This window comes from Sulfitobacter dubius (assembly GCF_900113435.1).
Classification (GTDB): Bacteria; Pseudomonadota; Alphaproteobacteria; order Rhodobacterales; family Rhodobacteraceae; genus Sulfitobacter; species Sulfitobacter dubius.
The window spans coordinates 1-20,645 of the sequence record NZ_FOPG01000002.1 but is presented as its reverse complement, the minus strand read 5'-3'; the positions used below and the strand labels follow the sequence as shown (position 1 = coordinate 20,645).

22 protein-coding genes are annotated in these 20,645 nt (G+C 58.6%); 12 read left to right on the top strand and 10 right to left on the bottom strand.

Translation table 11 applies throughout. From position 1 onward, the window contains the following. Nucleotides 1–41 precede the first annotated feature (41 nt). Complete coding sequence (locus BM229_RS08745; RefSeq protein WP_093927298.1) at nt 42–398, bottom strand: helix-turn-helix domain-containing protein; 357 nt, start codon at nt 396–398, stop codon at nt 42–44. 164 nt (nt 399–562) lie between these two features. On the opposite strand from BM229_RS08745, the gene BM229_RS08740 reads away from it, so the two are divergent. Continuing rightward, nucleotides 563–1,471: a LysR family transcriptional regulator gene (locus BM229_RS08740; RefSeq protein ID WP_244152153.1), complete on the top strand. Its 909-nt coding sequence runs from the start codon at nt 563–565 to the stop codon at nt 1,469–1,471. 75 nt (nt 1,472–1,546) lie between these two features. On the opposite strand, the gene BM229_RS08735 is transcribed toward BM229_RS08740, so the two are convergent. After that, nucleotides 1,547–3,145, bottom strand: coding sequence for a phosphoenolpyruvate carboxykinase (locus tag BM229_RS08735; RefSeq protein WP_093927296.1), 1,599 nt, complete (start codon nt 3,143–3,145; stop codon nt 1,547–1,549). Between the two features lie 379 nt (nt 3,146–3,524). Here BM229_RS08735 and BM229_RS08730 point away from each other — a divergent pair, with 379 nt between their 5' ends. From BM229_RS08730 to BM229_RS08700, 7 genes are read left to right on the top strand one after another with little or no spacing between them, the layout of a single operon-like run. Beyond that, nucleotides 3,525–4,226: a response regulator transcription factor gene (locus BM229_RS08730; protein WP_093927295.1), complete on the top strand. Its 702-nt coding sequence runs from the start codon at nt 3,525–3,527 to the stop codon at nt 4,224–4,226. A gap of 42 nt (nt 4,227–4,268) precedes the next feature. Then, complete coding sequence (locus BM229_RS08725) at nt 4,269–5,957, top strand: sensor histidine kinase (protein WP_093927294.1); 1,689 nt, start codon at nt 4,269–4,271, stop codon at nt 5,955–5,957. Nucleotides 5,958–5,977: 20 nt separating this feature from the next. Next, nucleotides 5,978–6,406 carry an HPr kinase/phosphorylase gene (locus tag BM229_RS08720; RefSeq protein ID WP_093927293.1) on the top strand — a complete coding sequence of 143 codons (429 nt, stop codon included), beginning with the start codon at nt 5,978–5,980 and terminating at the stop codon, nt 6,404–6,406. Continuing rightward, complete coding sequence (rapZ, locus tag BM229_RS08715) at nt 6,403–7,308, top strand: RNase adapter RapZ (RefSeq protein ID WP_093927292.1); 906 nt, start codon at nt 6,403–6,405, stop codon at nt 7,306–7,308. Before BM229_RS08720 ends, rapZ begins: the two co-directional genes overlap by 4 nt. Beyond that, nucleotides 7,305–7,697: a PTS sugar transporter subunit IIA gene (locus tag BM229_RS08710; protein ID WP_093927291.1), complete on the top strand. Its 393-nt coding sequence runs from the start codon at nt 7,305–7,307 to the stop codon at nt 7,695–7,697. Before rapZ ends, BM229_RS08710 begins: the two co-directional genes overlap by 4 nt. 16 nt (nt 7,698–7,713) lie before the next feature. Next, the gene (locus BM229_RS08705; protein WP_093927290.1) at nt 7,714–7,983 is read left to right on the top strand and encodes an HPr family phosphocarrier protein; all 270 of its coding nucleotides are present in this window, start codon (nt 7,714–7,716) and stop codon (nt 7,981–7,983) included. Between the two features lie 34 nt (nt 7,984–8,017). Further along, a complete protein-coding gene (locus tag BM229_RS08700; RefSeq protein ID WP_208604050.1) occupies nt 8,018–8,902 on the top strand; it encodes a lysophospholipid acyltransferase family protein in 885 nt (294 codons plus the stop codon). 79 nt (nt 8,903–8,981) lie between these two features. On the opposite strand, the gene BM229_RS08695 is transcribed toward BM229_RS08700, so the two are convergent. Continuing rightward, the gene (locus BM229_RS08695; protein ID WP_093927289.1) at nt 8,982–9,857 is read right to left on the bottom strand and encodes a 3-hydroxybutyryl-CoA dehydrogenase; all 876 of its coding nucleotides are present in this window, start codon (nt 9,855–9,857) and stop codon (nt 8,982–8,984) included. 157 nt (nt 9,858–10,014) lie between these two features. Here BM229_RS08695 and BM229_RS08690 point away from each other — a divergent pair, with 157 nt between their 5' ends. Continuing rightward, nucleotides 10,015–10,848 carry a DUF6473 family protein gene (locus tag BM229_RS08690; RefSeq protein ID WP_093927288.1) on the top strand — a complete coding sequence of 278 codons (834 nt, stop codon included), beginning with the start codon at nt 10,015–10,017 and terminating at the stop codon, nt 10,846–10,848. A gap of 78 nt (nt 10,849–10,926) precedes the next feature. On the opposite strand, the gene BM229_RS08685 is transcribed toward BM229_RS08690, so the two are convergent. The 6 genes from BM229_RS08685 to BM229_RS08660 all read right to left on the bottom strand — a co-directional run bounded on the left by BM229_RS08685 (nt 10,927) and on the right by BM229_RS08660 (nt 15,206). Continuing rightward, the gene (locus BM229_RS08685; RefSeq protein ID WP_093927287.1) at nt 10,927–11,853 is read right to left on the bottom strand and encodes an electron transfer flavoprotein subunit alpha/FixB family protein; all 927 of its coding nucleotides are present in this window, start codon (nt 11,851–11,853) and stop codon (nt 10,927–10,929) included. After that, nucleotides 11,853–12,611 (bottom strand): electron transfer flavoprotein subunit beta/FixA family protein, encoded by a 759-nt coding sequence (locus BM229_RS08680; RefSeq protein WP_093927286.1) that lies wholly within the window; start codon nt 12,609–12,611, stop codon nt 11,853–11,855. The genes BM229_RS08685 and BM229_RS08680 overlap by 1 nt, the downstream gene beginning before the upstream one ends. A 165-nt stretch (nt 12,612–12,776) precedes the next feature. After that, the gene (locus BM229_RS08675) at nt 12,777–13,349 is read right to left on the bottom strand and encodes a cob(I)yrinic acid a,c-diamide adenosyltransferase (protein ID WP_093927285.1); all 573 of its coding nucleotides are present in this window, start codon (nt 13,347–13,349) and stop codon (nt 12,777–12,779) included. Then, complete coding sequence (locus tag BM229_RS08670; RefSeq protein WP_093927284.1) at nt 13,349–13,555, bottom strand: twin transmembrane helix small protein; 207 nt, start codon at nt 13,553–13,555, stop codon at nt 13,349–13,351. The genes BM229_RS08675 and BM229_RS08670 overlap by 1 nt, the downstream gene beginning before the upstream one ends. 57 nt (nt 13,556–13,612) lie before the next feature. Then, on the bottom strand, nt 13,613–14,446 hold the full coding sequence (locus BM229_RS08665) for an SDR family NAD(P)-dependent oxidoreductase (protein ID WP_093927283.1): 834 nt from the start codon (nt 14,444–14,446) through the stop codon (nt 13,613–13,615). A 58-nt stretch (nt 14,447–14,504) separates the two neighbouring features. Then, the gene (locus BM229_RS08660; RefSeq protein ID WP_093927282.1) at nt 14,505–15,206 is read right to left on the bottom strand and encodes an SH3 domain-containing protein; all 702 of its coding nucleotides are present in this window, start codon (nt 15,204–15,206) and stop codon (nt 14,505–14,507) included. Nucleotides 15,207–15,418: 212 nt separating this feature from the next. Here BM229_RS08660 and BM229_RS08655 point away from each other — a divergent pair, with 212 nt between their 5' ends. After that, nucleotides 15,419–17,860, top strand: coding sequence for a DNA topoisomerase IV subunit A (locus BM229_RS08655; protein ID WP_093927281.1), 2,442 nt, complete (start codon nt 15,419–15,421; stop codon nt 17,858–17,860). Between the two features lie 27 nt (nt 17,861–17,887). On the opposite strand, the gene BM229_RS08650 is transcribed toward BM229_RS08655, so the two are convergent. After that, on the bottom strand, nt 17,888–19,258 hold the full coding sequence (locus BM229_RS08650; protein WP_093927280.1) for a cytochrome P450: 1,371 nt from the start codon (nt 19,256–19,258) through the stop codon (nt 17,888–17,890). A 124-nt stretch (nt 19,259–19,382) separates the two neighbouring features. Between BM229_RS08650 and BM229_RS08645 the strand changes: the two genes are divergently transcribed. Both BM229_RS08645 and BM229_RS08640 read left to right on the top strand, forming a co-directional pair. After that, nucleotides 19,383–19,961, top strand: a complete 579-nt coding sequence (locus BM229_RS08645; protein WP_243261543.1) for a hypothetical protein — start codon at nt 19,383–19,385, stop codon at nt 19,959–19,961. Nucleotides 19,962–20,124: 163 nt separating this feature from the next. Then, nucleotides 20,125–20,645: GTP-binding protein (locus BM229_RS08640; protein WP_139226272.1), on the top strand; the 521-nt coding region annotated here is incomplete at its 3' end.

Below are 20,645 nucleotides of genomic sequence, written 5' to 3'. Positions count from 1 at the left end.
GCCTTCGGCGGGTGCGTCGGCGCGAGAAGCGGCAGCAGCCATCAGCCCCGGCGGGCGACCGTAACGCCTGACACGTCTTCAATAAACGTTAGAATACGGGCTCTTACGTTGTCATCCTTGATGGAGCCAATCGCGTTTACGATATCGAGCGCCGGGTCATTCTTGGTCTCTGGCGTATCATCATCAAGCCCTTCAAAGAAATATCCGGGGGTGACTTCGAGTATCCGAGCCAGCTCATGCAGGCGGCTGGCGGCGATCCGGTTGGAGCCGATTTCATACTTTTGGATTTGCTGAAACGAGAGTTTAAGTTCACGCGCAACGTCGGTTTGGGACTGCCGCCGCAGGGTGCGGGCTTGCTTGAGTCGCCGACCAACGTGAATGTCTACAGGATGGGACATGGGTAAATACCTCAGGTTGAGTGCATTACATTCACTACCGTCAATGTATTGAGGATCAATTGCCTAGTTCTGACCCAATTGTGTTAACCAATTTACCTTAGGTGGATGGATTATGTTGCGTTGTTGGGTGATTCATGTACCATGCTTTGCCTATGAACCAACATATGTCCGATATTGCGCCGGTCGACGCTGCGCCAAAGCCCCGGCAAAAAGAGCCCACGCCGGCGCTTTTGTTCGAAATGATCCGCTCGTTTGTAACGCTGGCGAGCACCTTGAATCTGAGCCATGCGGTCGCACAATTGTCCAGCACGCGTCAGACGGTTCGGCGGCATATTCAACAACTGGAAGACACAATGGGCGCGGCGCTCTTTTCGATCGAGAACCGGCGCTATTCTCTGACGAAAGTCGGGATAGAGGCGCTGCCGGAAGCACGCGATATCCTTGATCGAGGCAAGCTGTGGCTAGATGGTAAAACCCGCCATGCCGATGGAATGCTGCGTCTGTCTCATGAAGAGCCGAACGGTTGGTGCTTTCACCAGCAACAGCAGCCATTGTCGCTGATCTGGGACGGTGGGTCACCGATGTTGCAAGCCGCGCTTCAGGCTTGGACACAGAGCCAAGGGGAACTGGAAAGCGAAGCATTCCGCGCCATGCGCCCCTACATGCTGGTCTACCGCGATTCGCCCAACGGCTGGATTTGTACCGAGGTGGGGGAGAAGTCGTTTTACACGCAGTGGTGGGGCTGGAGTAACGCGCGCAGCAGCATCGGGCGGCCGCTTAAGCTGTTTCCCGGCGGGCCGGAGTTTGAGAATATGTTGAACTTCCCCTTCCGTGAGGTTGAGGCGACCTATGGCGTTCGCCTGGACGAAGTGGTCACTCAGATCCCGCGAGAAGAGGGAGGAGCCCCCGTGCCTTTGGCCTATAAACGCTTGCTGATGGCGGGGCGCTATCCTGACAAGAGCTTTGCCTTGATCGCTGCGGTGGACCGTTCCGCATCAGTGAATATCGTTGGGGTGGATGAAACCTTCCTTCGGGAAATGCCGCTGGATGCGAAGGTGACTTTCGGTGGTTAGTTGATGCCGTTGGCTAATGCAAAAAGGGCCGCCCATTGAGGCGGCCCTTTGCTTTTGGAATGTGTTTGCAGCGTATTAGTTGATCGCCGCCGCTTTCACATCGTCATCGATATAGGGCAGATACTGCTCGAAGTTGTCCGAGAACATTTTGACCAATTTGGCCGCCTGACGGTCATAGGATTCCGGATCGTCCCATGTGCGACGTGGGTCAAGCAGGATGTCGGCAACACCGTTCACTTCAACAGGCACATCGAAACCAAAGTTCGGGTCTTTGCGGAACTCGGCGTCGGCCAGACGGCCCTCAAGCGCTGCGCTCAGCAGTGCGCGGGTGGCTTTGATAGGCATCCGGGAGCCGGTGCCATGAGCGCCGCCCGTCCAGCCAGTGTTAACCAACCAGCAGGTCGCGCCGTGTTGTGCGATCTTTTCACGCAGAAGGTTGCCGTAAACCTCTGGTCGGCGGGGCATGAAAGGTGCGCCGAAACAGGTGGAGAATGTGGGCTCAGGCTCGGTCACGCCACGCTCGGTGCCTGCGACCTTGGAGGTGAAGCCCGACAGGAAATGGTACATCGCCTGCGCCGGGCTCAGCCGCGCGATCGGAGGCAGAACGCCGAATGCATCGCAGGTCAGCATGATGATGTTCTTGGGGTGGCCGCCGACGGCTTTTTCACTGGCGTTAGAGATATAGTGCAGCGGATAGGCCGCGCGCATGTTGGCAGTCAGCGAATCGTCGTCGAAGTCGAGCTCGAATGTGTTCGGGTCGAAGACCATGTTCTCGATCACCGTGCCAAACTTGGAGGTCGTCGCGTAGATCTCCGGCTCGGCTTCGGGGCTCAGGTTAATGGTCTTGGCATAGCAACCGCCTTCAAAGTTGAAGGTGCCGTTGTCGGACCAGCCGTGCTCGTCATCACCGATCAGCGTGCGCTCGGGGTCGGCGGAGAGGGTGGTTTTACCAGTACCCGACAGGCCGAAGAAAACGGCCGTATCAACGGGGTTTCCGGTGGCGTGGTTGGCCGAGCAGTGCATCGGCATGATGCCTTTTTCCGGCAATAGGTAGTTCAGCAGCGTGAAGACAGATTTCTTGTTCTCACCCGCGTATTCCGTGCCGCCGATGAGGATCATCTTGCGGTCGAAGTTCATCGCGATAACGGTCTCGCTGCGGCAGTTGTGCTTGGCCGGGTCAGCTTGGAAACTGGGGCAGTTGATGACGGTGAAATCAGCGATGAAGTCTTGCAGCGCTTCGGCATCGGGGCGGCGCAGCATTGTGCGGATGAACAGCCCGTGCCATGCAAGTTCCGTTACCATACGCACGTTGATCGCGTGTTTTGGGTCCGCGCCCCCGACGAGGTCTTGGACAAAGTAGTCTTTGCCCTGCATGTGCGCGACCATGTCTTTGTACAATGCGTCAAACCCTTCGGGCGACATCTCGGCGTTGTTTTCCCACCAGATGCTGTCGGCCACGCTGTCGGTTTTGACCACATGTTTGTCCTTGGGTGACCGGCCCGTGAACTTGCCCGTGGTAACAAGGAACGCACCGCCCTTGCCCAAATTACCTTCGCCCCGTTTCAACGCGGCCTCGACCAGCGCAGGCTCGGTCAGGTTGTAATAGACATCGCCAAGCCCGCTGATCTGTTGATCTTCGAGGCTGAACTGCGGGTTTACCCGTCCAAATGTCATGTGATGTCTCCTGTAGTAGCGCGTGAGCGGCGCAGAACGTGTCCGAGCGGGCGCAATTGCCCTGGGCATCGGGGGCCTTGAAAGCCTCTTAACACGGGCGTTTTAAGGTTGAACAGGCAGCTTTGTCACAGTTAGCGCCACCATCTAAAACTTTGTTTCGATGCGCATAGATCCCGACCCAATGCGACGACTGCAGAGCAGGGTTCAATCAATCTGTGAGGAATTAAAGTGCGGCAATTTAGCCATTCCTAACCAAATTATGACCGAATTGGTGCATCTCAATGGCACGATTCGCACTTAAGGATTGATTCGATCTCTAATATTGGGGATCACTGACTCCAAAAATAAGAACGAATTGAGCAGCATAAGGAAGCGGGCAATGTCAAAGATTGCATTGGTAGACGATGACAGGAACATCCTGACATCTGTTTCGATGACTCTTGAAGCTGAAGGCTTCGAAGTGGAAACCTACAACGACGGTCAGGCCGCGTTGGACGCATTCAACAAGAAACTGCCGGATATGGCGGTGCTGGACATCAAGATGCCCCGCATGGACGGCATGGATCTGCTGCAACGGTTGCGTCAGAAAACCGCGATGCCGGTCATTTTCCTGACATCCAAGGATGATGAGATCGACGAAGTGCTTGGTCTGCGTATGGGGGCAGACGATTACGTCAAAAAACCCTTCAGCCAGCGTCTGTTGGTCGAACGTATCCGCGCCCTTCTGCGGCGCCAAGATGCGGTGGAAACGAATGAGGTTGGCGATACAGAAGAAACCAAAGTGATGGAGCGCGGCGAACTGCGGATGGACCCGCTGCGCCACGCCGTCAGCTGGAAGGGCAAAGACGTGTCCCTGACCGTGACCGAGTTCCTGCTGTTGCAGGCGCTCGCGCAGCGCCCCGGGTTTGTGAAATCGCGCGACCAGTTGATGGACGTAGCTTATGATGATCAGGTCTATGTGGATGACCGCACGATCGACAGCCACATCAAACGTCTGCGGAAAAAGATGCGCACCGCCGATGATGAATTCTCGGCGATCGAAACGCTTTATGGCATCGGCTATAGATACAACGAAGAGTAAACCCGGCGGTTAACGCTGGTCGAAAGGAAGCTCGTGCGGGACATGGCTGTGGGTAGGGACGGTGATGTTGTATTGGGGGACGATTGGGTCACCCCCGACAGCGCCGCGCCCGATGAAATTCGGGTCAAGCGCGAACGGCGAGGGCTGTTTTCGCTGCGTGCCTCGCCGCTAACGCGCAAGATCATCACCTTTAACCTGATTGCGCTTAGCGTGTTGGTTGCGGGTATCCTTTACCTTAACTCTTCGCGTGACAGTCTGGCCATGCAGCGTGCCGCGGCGCTGGTGTCCGAGACTGAGCTGATTGCCGATGTGATCGAAGCGCAGCTTCCCGCAGGCGCGCCGGTGAACCTAACCACGGGCGATGGTGTCGATGTGGCCGCCACGCTTGATGGATTGGATTTGCGTGGCGGCATCGAAGTCTTTGTCTACGACCCTGCAGAAACGCTGGTGGCGCGCACCGCTGGCAGCCTCACAGTAGCCGAAGCGCTCGCCGCTTCAGAGGCAGGGGAGCGGACCCTGCTCAATGACGGCCTGAATTGGCTATGGGATCGCGTCTCTGCCCCCTTCAGTACTGAAGAAGTCGCTGCAACCCCACCGTTGGAAGAGCAATTCCGCAGCATGGTCGCGCCTAGCGTATCCGGCGGCACCCGGCTTGAAGGCACCCTCGCCATCGAAGGCGGCACATTGTTTAGCGTCGTGACGCCAATCATGCAGGGCGATACCCCGGTCGGCGTCGTCGCCGTGGCCAGCGCTGCAGGAGAGATTGACCGCCTGGTGCGCAGTGAACGTGAGCGCGTGCTGCAGATGTTCGTCATCGCGACGTTGGTCTCGATCGGGCTCAGCCTTGTGTTGGCGTCCACCATCGCCAACCCATTGGCTGACCTGTCGGCGGCTGCCGAACTCGGCCGTGACAAAGACGCGCGCAAGATGAACCCAGGCCGCATTCGGATTCCCGATCTGACCGCACGCCCCGATGAGATCGGCCGCCTGTCCGGCGCGTTGCGCGGGATGGTTTCGGCGCTCTACAACCGTATCGATGGCAACGAACAATTCGCCGCCGATGTGGCCCATGAGATCAAGAACCCGCTCGCCTCTCTGCGGTCTGCTGTGGGAACCCTGCGCATGGTCAAACGCGATGATCAGCGCGAAAAGTTGCTTGATGTCATTGAACATGATGTACGGCGTCTGGACCGGTTGGTTAGCGATATTTCCAATGCTTCACGGCTTGATTCAGAATTGGTCAAGGAAGAGGAAGAGCCCTTCGATCTGCTGCAAATGCTGGGCAATCTTGGCCAGTATCTGGGTGAAGATGCGAAATCTAAGGGCATTGATTTCATAACCGATCTGCCTGCCGCGCCGATCACCGTTCATGGGCTTGAAGCGCGCCTTGCGCAGGTTTTCGTGAACCTTATCACCAACGCGATCTCCTTTTGCGAAGACGGCGATGCGATCCGCGTTTGGGCGCGTAAACGCGCCAATCGCGTGTTGATCGTGGTCGAAGACACCGGCCCCGGCATCCCCGAACAGGCCCTTGGCAAGATCTTCAAACGCTTCTATTCGCAGCGCCCGGAAGAGCATTTTGGCAATAACTCCGGTCTTGGCCTCGCAATCTCCAAACAGATTGTCGAAGCGCATGGCGGCGTGATCTGGGCCGAAAACATTCGCCCAACCGAAGCTGACATCACATCTGAGCCCCTAGGCGCACGTTTCGTTGTGGGCCTGCCGACCTAAACGCGGCTTGAGGCCGAGAAATGACCATTAAACGCGAGAACCTCCACGCAAGCTGCGTGGCCATCGGCGGGCGCGGGGTGCTGATCCTTGGCCCTTCGGGCGCTGGCAAATCGGCGCTTGCGTTGCAACTGATCGCCCTCGGTGCCAAGCTGGTGGCGGATGACCGTACCGATGTAATCCGCAGAGGGGATGACGTAATCGCGAGCGTTCCCGAAAACATTCGTGGCCTCATCGAGGCGCGCAACGTGGCAATTTTGCGGCTTGAGGAACACGGCCCGGTGCCCTTGGCCCTTGCTGTTGATCTTGCCCATCCCGAAGAGCGGCGCCTGCCCGAGGGCCATACCCACTTGATACAGGGTGTCACATTGCCCTGTTTTCACAAATGCGATAGCGCTCATTTTGCGGCAGCAATTCATCTGTATATGTCAGCTGTGAAAGAACCGAATTGATCAGTCAGACCCCCTCCACAGACCATACGCCTCGGCGGCTGGTCCTTGTCACCGGCCCCTCGGGCGCTGGGCGTTCCTCTGCACTCAATGTGTTGGAAGACGCGGGGTTTGAGGCGATCGACAACCTACCATTGCGGCTGTTGCCTGCGCTGCTCGACCGACCCGGCGATGCGCAATCGGTGGCCTTGGGCATTGATGCGCGCAACCGTGATTTTTCAACCGAGGGCGTGCTGGAGCTGATGGGCCGCCTCTCTGCCGAACCGGGGTGGAGCGCAGAACTGCTCTATCTCGACTGCGCGCCAGACGTACTGTTGCAGCGCTTTTCCGAAACGCGCCGCCGCCACCCGCTGGCCCCCGCCGATCGCCCCGCCGACGGCATCGCCCGAGAACAAGAATTGCTCCACGCAATTCGCGCCCGCGCGGACGTTCTGATCGACACGACAACGCTCAACGTACATGAGTTGCGCGCCGAGGTGGAGCAATGGTTCGCTCCTGGCGGCCAACGCCATCTTACCGTTTCGGTACAGAGCTTCTCTTACAAACGTGGTCTGCCCCGTGGTGTCGATGTGGTGCATGACTGCCGCTTTTTGCGAAACCCCTATTGGGTGCCTGAACTGCGCAGCGGCAATGGCCGGGACGCGGCTGTGGCGGCCCATGTAGCGGGCGATAAACGTTACACGGATTTCGCGGATAAAGTTCTCGATCTCAGTCTTTTGCTGCTGCCCGCTTACCGCGAAGAGGGAAAATCCCATATCTCCATCGCCTTTGGCTGTACTGGCGGGCAACACCGCTCTGTCGCCATGGCGGAAAGCCACGCTTTGCGCCTTGCAGAGCAGGGCTGGCAGGTGTCAATTAGGCACCGTGAACTGGACCGCCAGCATCGTGAAGGAAGCAAGCCGTGATCGGGATCGTCATCGTCGCACATGGGGGGCTGGCGCAAGAATATCTTGCCGCCATCGAACATGTCGTGGGATCCCAATTCGGTGTGCGCGCCATCGCGATTGAGGCAGACCACGACCGCGCCAATAAAGAACGCGAGATCTGCGCCGCCGCCGATGCGGTGGATCAAGGCGCAGGCGTTGTGGTCGTCACCGATCTTTTTGGTGGATCACCATCAAACCTCAGCCTCTTGGCATGTCGCCCCGAAAACCGGCGCATTATCTATGGCGCGAACCTGCCAATGCTGATCAAACTCGCCAAGTCACGGCAATTGGATGTGCCCGATGCCGTGCGCGCGGCACTCGAAGCTGGTAAGAAGTATATCGACAGCCAGAATGTCAGCGCAGGTTAAAAGGCCCCAAGACGTCATGCCCGAATTTTCTCTTAAGATCGTAAACGAAAAAGGCCTGCACGCGCGCGCCTCCGCCAAATTGGTTGAGGTGGTAGAAGCTTTCGATGCCCGCGCCGAGGTCAGCAAGGATGGTATGTCCGCTTCAGGCGACAGCATCATGGGGCTGTTGATGCTTGGCGCCTCGCGTGGCACCACGATTGAGGTGCAAACCTCTGGTCCCGATGCCGATGCCTTGGCCGACGCTTTGACTGCCCTGGTGGCGGATAAGTTCGGCGAGGGATACTAACCCCGCATCGCGGGAAAAAGGATCCTCCGATCAAATGGATGACGCGCAAAAGATGGCGGCCCATAAGGCTCAGACAGGCGACGGTACGGTGACTTTCACCAAATACGACCGTCGCAGCCTCTCCTATGCGTCAACCTTTGATGATCCCTGGAAAGCCCGGGTCATTTCCGCGATGGAACTGTTTACCGGAAAAATCAAAATCCTACGCTTGATCCGCAAGTTCGAGCAACGCGGCACACCATCGGGCCAAGCCTTCTGGCGCGCGGCGCTCGACACGATGGGGATCGACCTGACCACCCCGCAAGAGCAGTTGGACCGTATCCCCAAAAAGGGGCCGGTGGTCGTTGTGGCAAATCACCCTCACGGTATGGTCGACGGCATGATTTTTGCCGATCTAATCGGCCGCGTGCGCCCAGATTACCGCATTCTCACCCGGTCGCTGCTCACCTCTATCGACGAGGTGGCCGGCAGCTATATGATCCCGGTGCCTTTCCCGCATGACCCCGACGCACAGCGCAAGGGCGTGGAAATGCGGGCCAAGGCCATGGTCCACCTTAAAGAAGACGGCGTAGTCGCGCTTTTTCCTTCAGGGGTTGTCGCCTCATCTGAACGCTTCTGGGGCCCGGCGGTCGAGGCTGAGTGGAATGTCTTCACTGCCAAGATGATCCGCCGGTCTGGCGCGCAGGTCGTGCCGATGCGCTTTCCGGGCCAAAACAGCCGCGCTTACCAGATTGCAAACCAGATCAGCCCGATGCTGCGCCAAGGCCTGCTGCTACACGAAATTGCCCATGCCTGCGGCAAACCCCAAGGCCCAATTGTCGGCCATCCCCTCAGCCGGGAAGAGATCGACCGCTGGGCAGAGGACCCACGCGGGTTTATGGCGTGGCTGCGCGCCCATACTCTGGCACTGACCCACTAAGCTTCATTCTTTCAAAAATACCCGCGGGGGAACCGCGCCTTTGGCGTGATGGGGGCAGTGCCCCCATCAACGTTCCCGTTTAGCGCGTCGGTACCGGTTTCTCGCCGCGGTAATCATAGAACCCGCGCTGAGTCTTGCGACCCAGCCAACCGGCTTCGACATATTTGGTCAGCAGTGGGCAGGGGCGATATTTCGTATCCGCAAGCCCATCATGCAGCACATTCATAATCGCCAGACAGGTGTCCAAACCGATGAAATCCGCCAGTTCCAGCGGGCCCATCGGATGGTTCGCGCCCAGTTTCATCGAACTGTCGATCGACTCTACATTACCGACCCCTTCATAAAGCGTATAGACCGCCTCGTTGATCATCGGCATCAGAATGCGGTTCACGATGAACGCAGGGAAATCCTCGGCCGAAGCGGCGGTTTTTCCCAAGCGGTCCACCACGGCTTTGCAGGCGTCATAGGTCTCCTTATCCGTGGCGATGCCGCGGATCAGTTCAACCAATTGCATCACCGGGACGGGGTTCATGAAGTGGAATCCCATGAATTTCTCAGGCCGGTCAGTGCGGCTGGCCAATCGGGTGATAGAGATCGACGAGGTGTTCGACGTTAGAATCGTTGTCGGCTTGAGGTGCGGCATCAGGTCTTCGAAAATCGCCTGCTTCACTGTCTCCCGCTCCGTCGCCGCTTCGATCACCAAATCGCTCTGGCCTAGGTCGCTAAGCGTCTGCGTTGTGGTGATCCGCGCCATTGCGGCATCGCGGTCGGCGGCGGTGATTTTCTCGCGGCTGACTTGGCGGTCCATGTTGCCGGTGACGGTTTTCATCCCTTTAGCCAGCGCATCGGCGCTGACATCGTTCAGCAGCACATCATAGCCCGCCAGCGCCATGACATGGGCAATCCCGTTACCCATTTGCCCTGCGCCCACGATGCCGATTGTCTGGATATCCATGGCCTGTCCTTTACTTGAGTTCGGCGCACAATAGGGCGCGTCGCGGGGGTGCCGCAAGGGCAGCTCTTTACGAAATCTATCGGCAAATTTGCCCGTTAAGAGAATCGCAGCCCCTCCTGTGCAATCTGGCTTTGGGTGAACAATAAAGGTGGGTTCAATGACCTATGATGCACCGGGGCCAGAGCCTCTGGATTATCTACCGTGCCGCTATGGCACTTCAAAGTTGATGTTTCGCGGCCCCCGCCGCCGGTTGGAGGCGCCTTACATCGCCTTTCTTGGCGGGACAGAAACCTATGGCAAATTCATAGAACAGCCTTTCCCGGCGCGGGTCGAGGCTGCGATAGGAAAGACTTGTGTAAATTTTGGCTTTCCCAATGCAGGGATCGACGCATTCGCCCATGACCCCTTTGTCGCACAGGCGGCCTCACAGGCGGATGTAACGGTGGTTCAGGTCATGGGGGCACAGAATATGACCAATCGGTTCTATTCGGTGCATCGGCGCCGGAATGATCGCTTCGTCGGCGCTTCGGCCCTGTTGCAGACAATTTACCGCGAGGTGGATTTTTCAGAATTTCACTTTAATCGCCACATGCTGACCCATTTAATGCAGGTTTCACCTGAGCGGTTCGAGGCGGTGCGTACCGAGTTGCAGCAGGCGTGGATGGCACGCATGCGGTTGATGTTGGGGCAAATCCGAGGACGGACGCTGCTGCTTTGGCTAGCCGACCGCCCGCCGGTGGCCACTGATGAACAGCCTGTGGGGGACTTGGGCTATGACCCGCTCTTCGTCACCCGGGAAATGTTCGAAGCGGTAGCCCAACATGCGACCGCTAAGATTGAAGTCGTTGCCCCCAAATGCCCGTCTGTCGCACCCACCGCTGGGATGGTGGTAAGCGAGATGGAGGTGCAGGCCGCGTCAGAGATGCTCGGCCCGATGGCCCATGCCTCCGCTGCCGCTGCTTTGGCCGATGCATTGCAGAACATGTCCTGAAGACTGCAGGGTGGGAGCGTCCGTAACAAAAAAGGCCCGCCAAATCTGACGGGCCTTTGGTGTTTCACGTGAAGAGCTTTACAGTTTTTCGATCAGCTCAGGCACGGCATCAAAGAGATCGGCAACCAGACCGTAGTCCGCCACTTGGAAGATTGGCGATTCTTCGTCTTTGTTGATCGCAACGATGATCTTGGAATCTTTCATCCCGGCAAGGTGCTGAATCGCACCCGAGATGCCAACCGCGACATAGAGGTCGGGGGCGACAACTTTGCCGGTCTGGCCAACCTGCCAATCGTTCGGCGCATAGCCCGAATCGACCGCCGCACGCGACGCGCCAACGGCAGCGCCCAGTTTGTCGGCCAGTTTTTCGATCAGCGCGAAGTCCTCTTCGGAGCCGACGCCACGACCACCGGAAACCACCACGCCAGCGCTTGTCAGCTCAGGACGGTCGGATTCGGCAACCTTGTCTTCGACCCATGTCGACAGGCCGGGATTTTCGGCAGCCGAGATGGTCTCGACCGAGGCAGAGCCCCCCTCACCGGCCGCATCGAAGGTCGATGTGCGGAAGGTGATGACTTTCTTGGCGTCGTTGGATTTCACGGTCTGAACCGCGTTACCGGCATAGATCGGGCGCTCGAATGTGTCGGCATCGACAACACCGGAAGCATCCGAGATCACCATGACGTCCAAAAGTGCTGCCACGCGGGGCATCACGTTTTTGGCGTCGGTGGTGGCCGGAGCGACGATATGCTCATAGTCACCCGCCAGCGATACGATCAGCGCTGCGGTGGCCTCGGCCAGTCGGTGGCCCAGCATCGGGTCTTCGGCGACCAGCACCTTGGACACGCCGTCGATCTTGGAGGCCGCTTCGCCGGCCGCAGCGGCAGAGCTGCCAGCCGCCAGAACGGTCACGTCGCCCAGAGCCTTGGCTGCGGCTACCGCCTTGGCGGTGGCATCCATGGACAATTCGCCATCGGAGATTTCGGCAATCAGAAGAACAGCCATTACACAGCCCCCACTTCTTTGAGTTTCGCCACAAGCTCGTCAACCGAACCGACCTTGATACCAGCGGCACGCTCGGCAGGCTCTACGGTTTTGACGATTTCCAAGCGGTTGGAGACATCGACGCCGTAATCTTCGGCGGTCTTTTCGTCCAACGGCTTTTTCTTGGCTTTCATGATGTTCGGCAGCGAAGCGTAGCGCGGCTCGTTGAGGCGCAGGTCGACAGTGACGACTGTCGGCATGGTGACCTCGATGGTCTGCAAGCCGCCGTCGACTTCGCGGGTGACTTTAGCCTTGTCGCCTTCGATGGCGATTTCAGAGGCAAATGTCGCCTGCGACCAGCCCATCAGCGCCGACAGCATTTGGCCGGTAGCGTTCATGTCGTTGTCGATCGCCTGTTTGCCGCAGAGCACGAGGCCCGGCTGCTCTTCGTCGACGATGGCTTTGAGGATCTTTGCCACGGCCAGCGGTTCGATATCTTTGTGGACATCGTCGGAGGCCACCACGAGAATCGCGCGGTCTGCACCCATGGCGAGCGCGGTGCGCAGGGTTTCCTGCGCTTGCTTCACACCGATGGAGACGGCGACGATCTCTTCAGCCTGACCGGCTTCTTTCAGACGAATCGCCTGTTCGACGGCGATTTCGTCGAAGGGGTTCATCGACATTTTCACATTGGCAAGATCAACACCCGTTCCGTCCGCTTTCACACGAACTTTCACGTTATAGTCGATCACGCGTTTGACAGGTACCAGTACCTTCATGAGCGGTCTCTCTCCTCAGTTTGCGACGCGGGCTGGTTGGCCCGGTCTCCCTAATTCTCTAGACGGGTGTAACGAAGCGGATCGGATCAAAACAGGCCAAAATCGGCAGATAGGCAGTTTTGAACGCGGCGTTTTCCCGGTTTTTCGTCTGTTAGCGCTATTTTCTTAACGGTTCGCGCCCGGCACCCACAACACGTCTTCTTGGCCCGCGTTGTTGGCCATACGCGCGGCGACAAAGAACCAGTCGCTTAGACGGTTTAGGTAGGTGACGGTAGCGGGGTTGATTGTGGTCTGTTCCGACAGCAGCACTGCCAGCCGTTCGGCGCGGCGCGCTACAGTGCGGCAGACATGCAGATGTGCGGCCAGCGCGCGGCCACCGGGCAGGATGAAGCTGCGCAGTGGCTCCAATTCAGTATTCATTACGTCGATTTCGCGCTCAAGCCGGTCGACCTGTTCTTGGGTGACCCGCAGGGGCGGGTATTCCGCATCGCGATCAGCCTCCATATCGGGGCGGCAAAGGTCGGCGCCCAGATCAAAAAGGTCGTTCTGGATGCGAGCCAGTGCTTCGTCCGTGGCGCCGGTGGCTTCGAGCCGGGCAACGCCGACAAAACAGTTCAACTCATCCGAGGTGCCATAGGCCTCGACCCGCGCGTCGTGTTTGGCCACGCGATCACCGTTGCCAAGCGCGGTGGTGCCCTTATCCCCGGTGCGGGTGTAAATCTTGTTCAGTACAACCATCAGATCGTCCCCCCTCGGAGATAGACATAAGCAAGGATCAGCAGCACGGCGATAAACTGCGCGATGATCCGCCAACGCATCAACTTGTTGGCGTTACGCTTGTTGAACTTGCCCCCCGTAGCAAATCCCCCGAGGCCCATCATAAGCACAACGGCAACCGCCACGACGGAAAGCAGGACGATCACGAAAAACGGATCATTTGGCATGGGCTGTCCTTTCGTTGCCCCGAGATGTAGAGGCGCGGCGCAGTAGCGCAACCAAAATCAGCGGCTGGTGACCCAATCCAGCGCCCGCGTCGGCAGGATGCGCCGCAAAACATTGGCGATATGGGTGGGGGTTGTGACGAAATAGCGCGGACGGGGGCGAGGGGATTCCACGGCGTGAACCAATTTTGCCACCACCGCTTCGGGGGGCAGTTCAAACCGGTCTTTCTTGCCGCTGTTATCATAGAGCCGGGGGCGCATGGTCGCTTCGTATTCCGCCGCGCGGGGGCTATTTTGCCAGTCGATCCAACGTTCGAACCGCGGAATTGCCTTGGCACGCAGTTTAGACGTGACCGGGCCGGGTTCGATCAGGATCAACTCAATCCCCGTGCCGCGCATCTCAAGCCGCAGGGTATCGGTCAGCCCCTCCAGCGCGAATTTAGTGGAGTTATACGCCCCGCGCCACGGCATCGCCACCATGCCAAGAACCGAGGAACATTGCACGATCCGCCCATGCCCCTGTGCGCGCATAACGGGGATCACCGCGCGGGTCAGGCTGTGCCAGCCAAAGAAATTCGCCTCGAATATCTCGCGCAGGGCATCTGTGGGCAGGTCTTCGACCAATCCGGGCGTGGCGTGGGCACCGTTGTTGAATACTGCATCAAGCGTACCGCCCGTCTGGTCCAGCACATGGGCGAGGGCAGATTGGATGCTGGCCTCATCGATATAATCGATCCGGGGTGCGTCGAAACCTTCGGCGCTGAGGCGGTCGCAATCCTCCTGTTGCCGACAGGCTGCGAAAACCCGCCAGCCCCGTGTGCGCATGCCATGAGCGGCGGCGTAGCCGATGCCGCTGGAACAGCCAGTGATTAGGATGGAACGGGTCGCAGACATGCAAAGGGGCCCTTCGATTGAAAGGCCCTTCATCGCGCGATGCTATTGGATTGGCAAGTTAGCCATTGTTGAGCAGGAAGTCGGCCATCCAGCCAGTTTCTGTGCCATCCACACTGCGGAACCGGACCCAACCTGCGCCGTTGTCTTCGATCACCTCAACGGCATCTCCTTGGCCTAGTTTGCCGACCACATCAAAACTGGTGCCGGGCCCACCGCGGACATTAACGCGGGTGCCGCTGACCGTGCGGATCTCAGCTTGCGTGGTGCTTACATAGGTTGCGGCGCTATCAGCGCCATCTATTAGGCTGGGGAGGATAACGGGCGTCTGCGTGGTTGTGACCGAATAGGATGCATTTTGCACTATTTCGCCAGAAGTCTTCGCCGGCTTGGATTTAACGACCTTTGCACCGGCACGGTCAGCCGGTGAGGCAACAGCCTTTTGCACCACGGCGTCATTGGCCTGCGGCAGATCGCTCAATGTGGTCAGGTTTAACGCCACGCGGGTAGCTGCGGGTTCGGGCGCTGTGGATTTTTGGGCGAAGGGGGTGACCGGGCTTTCAGCTTTGCGTGCCGCGTTCGCGGCGGCAGCCGTAACAAGGTCTGAAGAAGGTGCCGCAGCATTCGCGCTGGCAATGAGCGCCGAATCGGTGGCTTCGGCGCTTACCATTTGTGCGCCCGCAGGTGCGAAATCTGCGCCGCCGCTCATCTCATAGAAAGCCCAGCCCATGAAACCAAATATCAAAAAGATGAACCGTTTCATTGTGCTGTTCCCCGTTTCTGTCAAAATCGTGTCTCTGTTGAAAGACCAACGCGAAACTTCGCGAATGGTTCAATTTCAATTGGCAAGAAACCGCATAGCACAAAAATATTGCTTTTTTCTCTCTTGAAACCGTGCAAGCGGCATATTTCCAGAACTAGGCTTGCGGAATCTGTCGCTTGCTCGCCCTGCTAGGCTTGGCTAAAAGACCCGTCATGTCAGACACAACCACACCCCCAGAACTCGACCCGAATGACCTGTCCGAGCCGCTGCGCCGCGCCTTGGGGGAACGCTATCTGACCTATGCGCTGTCAACCATCATGCACCGTGCATTGCCGGACGCGCGTGATGGGCTGAAGCCGGTGCACCGCCGCATCCTGTTTGCGATGCGCGAACTGCGGCTGTCGTCCACAGGTGGTTTCCGTAAGTCCGCGAAGATTTCCGGTGACGTGATGGGTAACTATCACCCGCACGGTGATGCCGCGATTTATGATGCGATGGCGCGTTTGGCGCAGGATTTTAACGTTCGTTATCCGCTGGTCGACGGTCAGGGTAACTTCGGCAACATCGACGGCGATAATCCCGCTGCCTCGCGCTATACCGAAGCGCGGATGACCGCCGTGGCCGAGGCCATGCTGGAAGGGCTGAACGAAAACGCAGTCGACTATCGCGAGAACTATGACGGCACATTGACCGAGCCTGTCGTGCTGCCCGCGCAGTTTCCGAATCTGTTGGCCAATGGGTCTTCGGGGATCGCGGTCGGCATGGCGACCAATATTCCGCCGCATAACATTGCCGAACTTTGTGATGCTTGCATTCACCTGATCAAGGTGCCGGATGCCCGCGACGATACGCTATTGAACTATGTGCCTGGCCCCGATTTTCCCACGGGCGGGATCATTGTAGAACCTGCGGAAAATATCGCCAATGCTTATCGCACGGGCCGTGGTTCATTCCGTCTGCGCTGCCGATGGGAGGTCGAGGACCTTGGCCGGGGCGCGTGGCAGATCGTGGTTACCGAGATTCCTTATCAGGTTCAGAAATCCAAGCTGATCGAAAAGATCGCCGAACTGATCCAGACCAAGAAGATACCGATTCTCGCAGACGTTCGCGATGAGTCTGCCGAAGACATTCGCATGATCATCGAGCCCCGGTCGAAGAACGTCGATCCGGCAGTGTTGATGGGGATGCTATTTCGCAACTCCGATCTTGAGGTGCGGTTCTCACTCAACATGAACGTGTTGATCGACGGGCAGACGCCCAAGGTCTGCTCGCTCAAGGAAGTGTTGCGCGCTTTCCTCGACCACCGGCGCGAGGTACTGCAACGCCGCTCGCGGCACCGGATGGACAAGATCGATCACCGGCTTGAGGTGTTGCAGGGCCTGATCACGGCCTTCTTGAACCTTGACCGGGTGATTGAGATCATCCGTTATGACGACGATCCCAAAGCCGCCTTGATGTATGAGGACTGGAGCCGGGTGCATCAAGATACGCTGGCCCGTGCCATGGATGAGCGCGCCTATGTCTCGCCACTGGCGGGAGTCGACGTCTCCAAGCTGGCGGTGATCGCAGATGCCGAAGCACAGGCAACCGGTGTCTTGACCGAAAGCGGTGACACCCGTGCCGTGCCGCACAGCTATGCGGGCCGCGAAAACGGACTGTCCGATGTGCAGGCCGAGGCAATCCTTAACATGCGCCTGCGGTCATTGCGGCGTTTGGAAGAGGACGCGCTGGTACGTGAGCGCGACACGTTGATGTCAGAACGCGCGGGGCTAGAAGACCTGCTCGACAGTGAAGACCTGCAATGGACCACAATCGCCGACCAGTTGCGCGCGACGAAAAAGCAGTTCGGCAAGGACTGGGTGATCGACGGGGTCAAACGCGGCCAGCGACTGACGACCTTTGAGACTGCGGGCGAAATCGAAGACGTGCCGATCGAGGCGATGATCGACCGTGAGCCGATCACGGTGGTCTGCTCTCAAATGGGCTGGATTCGTGCGATGACCGGCCATATCGACTTGAACCGCGAATTGAAGTTCAAAGACGGCGATGGCCCTCGTTTTATCTTCCACGCTGAGACGACGGATCGTTTGTTGGTCTTTGGCTCGAACGGGCGCTTTTACACCGTATCCGCCGCTAATTTGCCCGGTGGGCGTGGCATGGGAGAGCCGCTGCGTCTGATGGTCGATCTACCGAACGAGGTGCAGATCGTATCGCTCTTTATTCACAAGCCGGGGCGTAAGCTGCTGGTCGCATCCACAGCGGGTGATGGCTTTGTCGTGCTTGAGGATGAGGTCGTGGCGCAGACCCGCAGTGGTAAACAGGTGCTGAACGTGCGCGGCGAAGGTGTCGCGGCGCTGGTCTGTCATCCGGTGTCGGGTGACAGCGTGGCCACCGTGGGCGAGAACCGCAAAGTGCTGGTCTTTGGCCTTGATGAGCTGCCTGAAATGGGCCGCGGTAAGGGCGTTCGCCTGCAAAAGTACAAGGACGGCGGCCTTTCGGATGCCACCACCTTCGAACGTGCGGCGGGGCTAAGCTGGCAAGACCCCGCAGGGCGAACCCGCACAGAGGTCGACCTCGCGGAATGGACCGGCAAGCGCGCTGGTTCTGGCCGGATGGCGCCGCGTGGCTTCCCGCGCGACAACAAGTTCAACTGATTTGCTTGACCCCGCTTTGCGGTGGGGTCAATCCAGCGGCTCTGCCGTCATCCAGACACCGCCTTCGGGGCGCAGGGTCAGGATCATCACAGGCTCAGGGTCTTTGCCCGGCACCGGGGTGAATTTGAACCGCCCGAGCAGCGTGGCAAGAACGATGACCGCTTCTTGCAACGCAAAGCTCGCCCCGATGCAGATGCGCGGGCCATCCCCAAAGGGCAGATGGGCATAGCGGTCAATCGCCTTGCGGTCGGCAAAACGCTCGGGCCGGAAGGCGTCGGGCACGTCCCACAGCAGTTCGTTACGGCCAAGCGCGTAAATCGGGATCATCACTGTGTCGCCGGGGCGGATCTCGCGGTCGCAAAGCGTGTCGTGCTTTTGCGCCGTGCGTGAGATGATCCCGGCAGCCGGGTAGAGGCGCAGTGCTTCGTCGACGATCATTCGGATTAAGGGCAGTTGATCCACGTCCTCCCCGGTGCACGCGCGGCCTTGTAGCACCGATTGTACCTCTGCACGCGCGCGGTCCTGTATGCCTTGGTCAAAACCCATCAAGTACATCGACCATGCCAGCGTCAGCGCGGTGGTCTCATGCCCCGCGACGATGAAGGTCAGCAGATTGTCACGTAGTTCTGCGGTATTCATCTTGCGCTTGGTCTTGGGGTCAACACCTTCGAGCAGCAGATCCAGCAAATCGGGCGTGCCTTCATGCCCACGCGCAACGCGGGCCTCGATGGCGCTGTCGGCCATGGCCTTCATCTGCTTTAATGCTTGGCCCGACATCATCCGCCCCGGTCGCGGCAGCCAGGCGGGAAAACCCAAGATGTCGAACAGGCTGATTTTACCCGCCTCGGCGATGTAATCGTCAATCGCGCCATGCACCTTGTCACGGTCAAAGGTTCCATCGCCGGAAAAGGTTACATCGCCGATCACATCAAAGGTGGTTGTGACCATCTCGTCGAGCATATCTACCGCGCGCGGGCCAGCAGCGGCGATCCGGTCGGCTGCGCGGGTCGCGGCATGAGACATCACCGGGGCAAGGTTGCGCACATTGCGTTGCGAAAATACCGGGGCGGCGGCGCGTCGTTGCCAGCGCCAATGCGCACCTTCGGCGATAAACAGCGATTCCCCGATGGCCGGGCGCAGCAGGTTCTTGGTCACGTCCGACTTGGGGTAATCCTCTAACCGGTCGAGCAGGATTTCCCGAATAGCACTGGGATCCATCACCATGTGCCAACGCTTGCCGGTTTTGCCCGAAACGATGGGCTGGGTCGTGGCGATCTTGGGGATGATACTCAGCACATTGCGCCGCGCCATTTGCAAGCTGCCAAGCAAGCCAACGGGTTCGGTGACAAGTGGTACGCGAACGGGCAGGGGGCCGGGCGATTGTTCTGGCTGGGTCATGATGATGTCCTCACTCTTTGCCAAGGTAGGTCGGAGCGGCAGGGGCGCAACTGCGGCAAATGATTGCGCCGCCTCTGGCCATCGGCTACCCCTTTGCCGATATTAACGCCTTGGGGATGTGCCAATGATCCGTGTTCTTGCCGTGCTGATGACTGTTGCGACGCTGGCCGCCTGCAATGGCGCATCTGATTTGGGCGACGCGCCCACGCCGCTTGGCGATTTTAACCTGCACCACAATATCGTCGTCGCCCCCAAGGCTCAAAAAGGCCCGCTGAGCCGTGAGGTCAGTAAGGATGAATTGGCCGCCGCTGTTCAGGCCGCCACCGCCGAGCGGTTTGACCGCTATGATGGGGAGCGCTTCTATCATTTCGGCATCAGCGTCGAAGGCTATGTGTTGGCCCAACCCGGCGTCCCGCTGGTCTTTGCGCCGAAATCCATTCTGATCCTTAATCTGACCGTTTGGGATGACGCCAAGAACAAGAAGCTGAACCCCGAGCCGCATCAGATCACTGTGTTCGAATCCTTGGATCAGGGGCCGGTCGTTGGGTCGGGCTATACAAAGTCTGCCGAAGAACAGTTGAAGAATCTCAGCCAGAATGCTGCCAAGTCGATTGAGAATTACCTTGTGAAACAAAACCGCGAAGAGGGCTGGTTTAACGGCGGTAGGGCAGTGGCTTCCCCCTCGGAGCCAGAGGATAAATAACCCCGGTCATGGCGGTTTGAATTGGGCGGCAATCAAGGGAGAGCGGGTTTTAAGTGGCACCAAGGCACAAGTCCCGCTTGATTTTACCGCCCAGACCCAATACATCGCCCGCCAGATAGGGTTCGGGTCCCCGTTGGGTCCCCTCAAATAAAAGGGCGCCACCATGGCAAAGGCAAAGTTTGAACGTAACAAGCCACACGTCAACATCGGCACAATCGGCCACGTTGACCACGGTAAAACCACGCTGACCGCGGCGATCACTAAGTACTTCGGTGACTTCCAGGCGTATGACCAGATCGACGGCGCGCCCGAAGAAAAGGCCCGCGGCATCACCATCTCGACCGCACACGTTGAGTATGAGACCGAAGCACGTCACTACGCCCACGTCGACTGCCCCGGCCACGCTGACTATGTGAAAAACATGATCACCGGTGCGGCGCAGATGGACGGCGCGATCTTGGTTGTGAACGCGGCCGACGGCCCGATGCCCCAGACCCGTGAGCACATCCTGCTCGGCCGTCAGGTTGGCATCCCCGCCATGGTCGTCTTCATGAACAAAGTTGACCAGGTCGACGACGAAGAGCTGCTTGAGCTGGTTGAGATGGAAATCCGCGAGTTGCTGTCTTCCTACGACTACCCCGGCGACGACATCCCCGTTGTGCCCGGTTCCGCTCTGGCGGCGAT

What these genes read in the sequence shown, in the direction of transcription:
- BM229_RS08675 (WP_093927285.1), bottom strand. Translation starts at nt 13,349, where the DNA reads ATGGTTGTACTGAACAAGATTTACACCCGCACCGGGGATAAGGGCACC.
- BM229_RS08690 (WP_093927288.1), top strand. Translation starts at nt 10,015, where the DNA reads ATGACCTATGATGCACCGGGGCCAGAGCCTCTGGATTATCTACCGTGC.
- BM229_RS08720 (WP_093927293.1), top strand. Translation starts at nt 5,978, where the DNA reads ATGACCATTAAACGCGAGAACCTCCACGCAAGCTGCGTGGCCATCGGC.
- BM229_RS08695 (WP_093927289.1), bottom strand. Translation starts at nt 9,857, where the DNA reads ATGGATATCCAGACAATCGGCATCGTGGGCGCAGGGCAAATGGGTAAC.
- BM229_RS08650 (WP_093927280.1), bottom strand. Translation starts at nt 19,258, where the DNA reads ATGACCCAGCCAGAACAATCGCCCGGCCCCCTGCCCGTTCGCGTACCA.
- BM229_RS08645 (WP_243261543.1), top strand. Translation starts at nt 19,383, where the DNA reads ATGATCCGTGTTCTTGCCGTGCTGATGACTGTTGCGACGCTGGCCGCC.
- BM229_RS08655 (WP_093927281.1), top strand. Translation starts at nt 15,419, where the DNA reads ATGTCAGACACAACCACACCCCCAGAACTCGACCCGAATGACCTGTCC.
- BM229_RS08700 (WP_208604050.1), top strand. Translation starts at nt 8,018, where the DNA reads ATGGATGACGCGCAAAAGATGGCGGCCCATAAGGCTCAGACAGGCGAC.
- BM229_RS08665 (WP_093927283.1), bottom strand. Translation starts at nt 14,446, where the DNA reads ATGTCTGCGACCCGTTCCATCCTAATCACTGGCTGTTCCAGCGGCATC.
- BM229_RS08660 (WP_093927282.1), bottom strand. Translation starts at nt 15,206, where the DNA reads ATGAAACGGTTCATCTTTTTGATATTTGGTTTCATGGGCTGGGCTTTC.
- BM229_RS08670 (WP_093927284.1), bottom strand. Translation starts at nt 13,555, where the DNA reads ATGCCAAATGATCCGTTTTTCGTGATCGTCCTGCTTTCCGTCGTGGCG.
- BM229_RS08735 (WP_093927296.1), bottom strand. Translation starts at nt 3,145, where the DNA reads ATGACATTTGGACGGGTAAACCCGCAGTTCAGCCTCGAAGATCAACAG.
- BM229_RS08705 (WP_093927290.1), top strand. Translation starts at nt 7,714, where the DNA reads ATGCCCGAATTTTCTCTTAAGATCGTAAACGAAAAAGGCCTGCACGCG.
- BM229_RS08740 (WP_244152153.1), top strand. Translation starts at nt 563, where the DNA reads ATGTCCGATATTGCGCCGGTCGACGCTGCGCCAAAGCCCCGGCAAAAA.
- BM229_RS08725 (WP_093927294.1), top strand. Translation starts at nt 4,269, where the DNA reads ATGGCTGTGGGTAGGGACGGTGATGTTGTATTGGGGGACGATTGGGTC.
- BM229_RS08745 (WP_093927298.1), bottom strand. Translation starts at nt 398, where the DNA reads ATGTCCCATCCTGTAGACATTCACGTTGGTCGGCGACTCAAGCAAGCC.
- BM229_RS08730 (WP_093927295.1), top strand. Translation starts at nt 3,525, where the DNA reads ATGTCAAAGATTGCATTGGTAGACGATGACAGGAACATCCTGACATCT.
- BM229_RS08685 (WP_093927287.1), bottom strand. Translation starts at nt 11,853, where the DNA reads ATGGCTGTTCTTCTGATTGCCGAAATCTCCGATGGCGAATTGTCCATG.
- BM229_RS08680 (WP_093927286.1), bottom strand. Translation starts at nt 12,611, where the DNA reads ATGAAGGTACTGGTACCTGTCAAACGCGTGATCGACTATAACGTGAAA.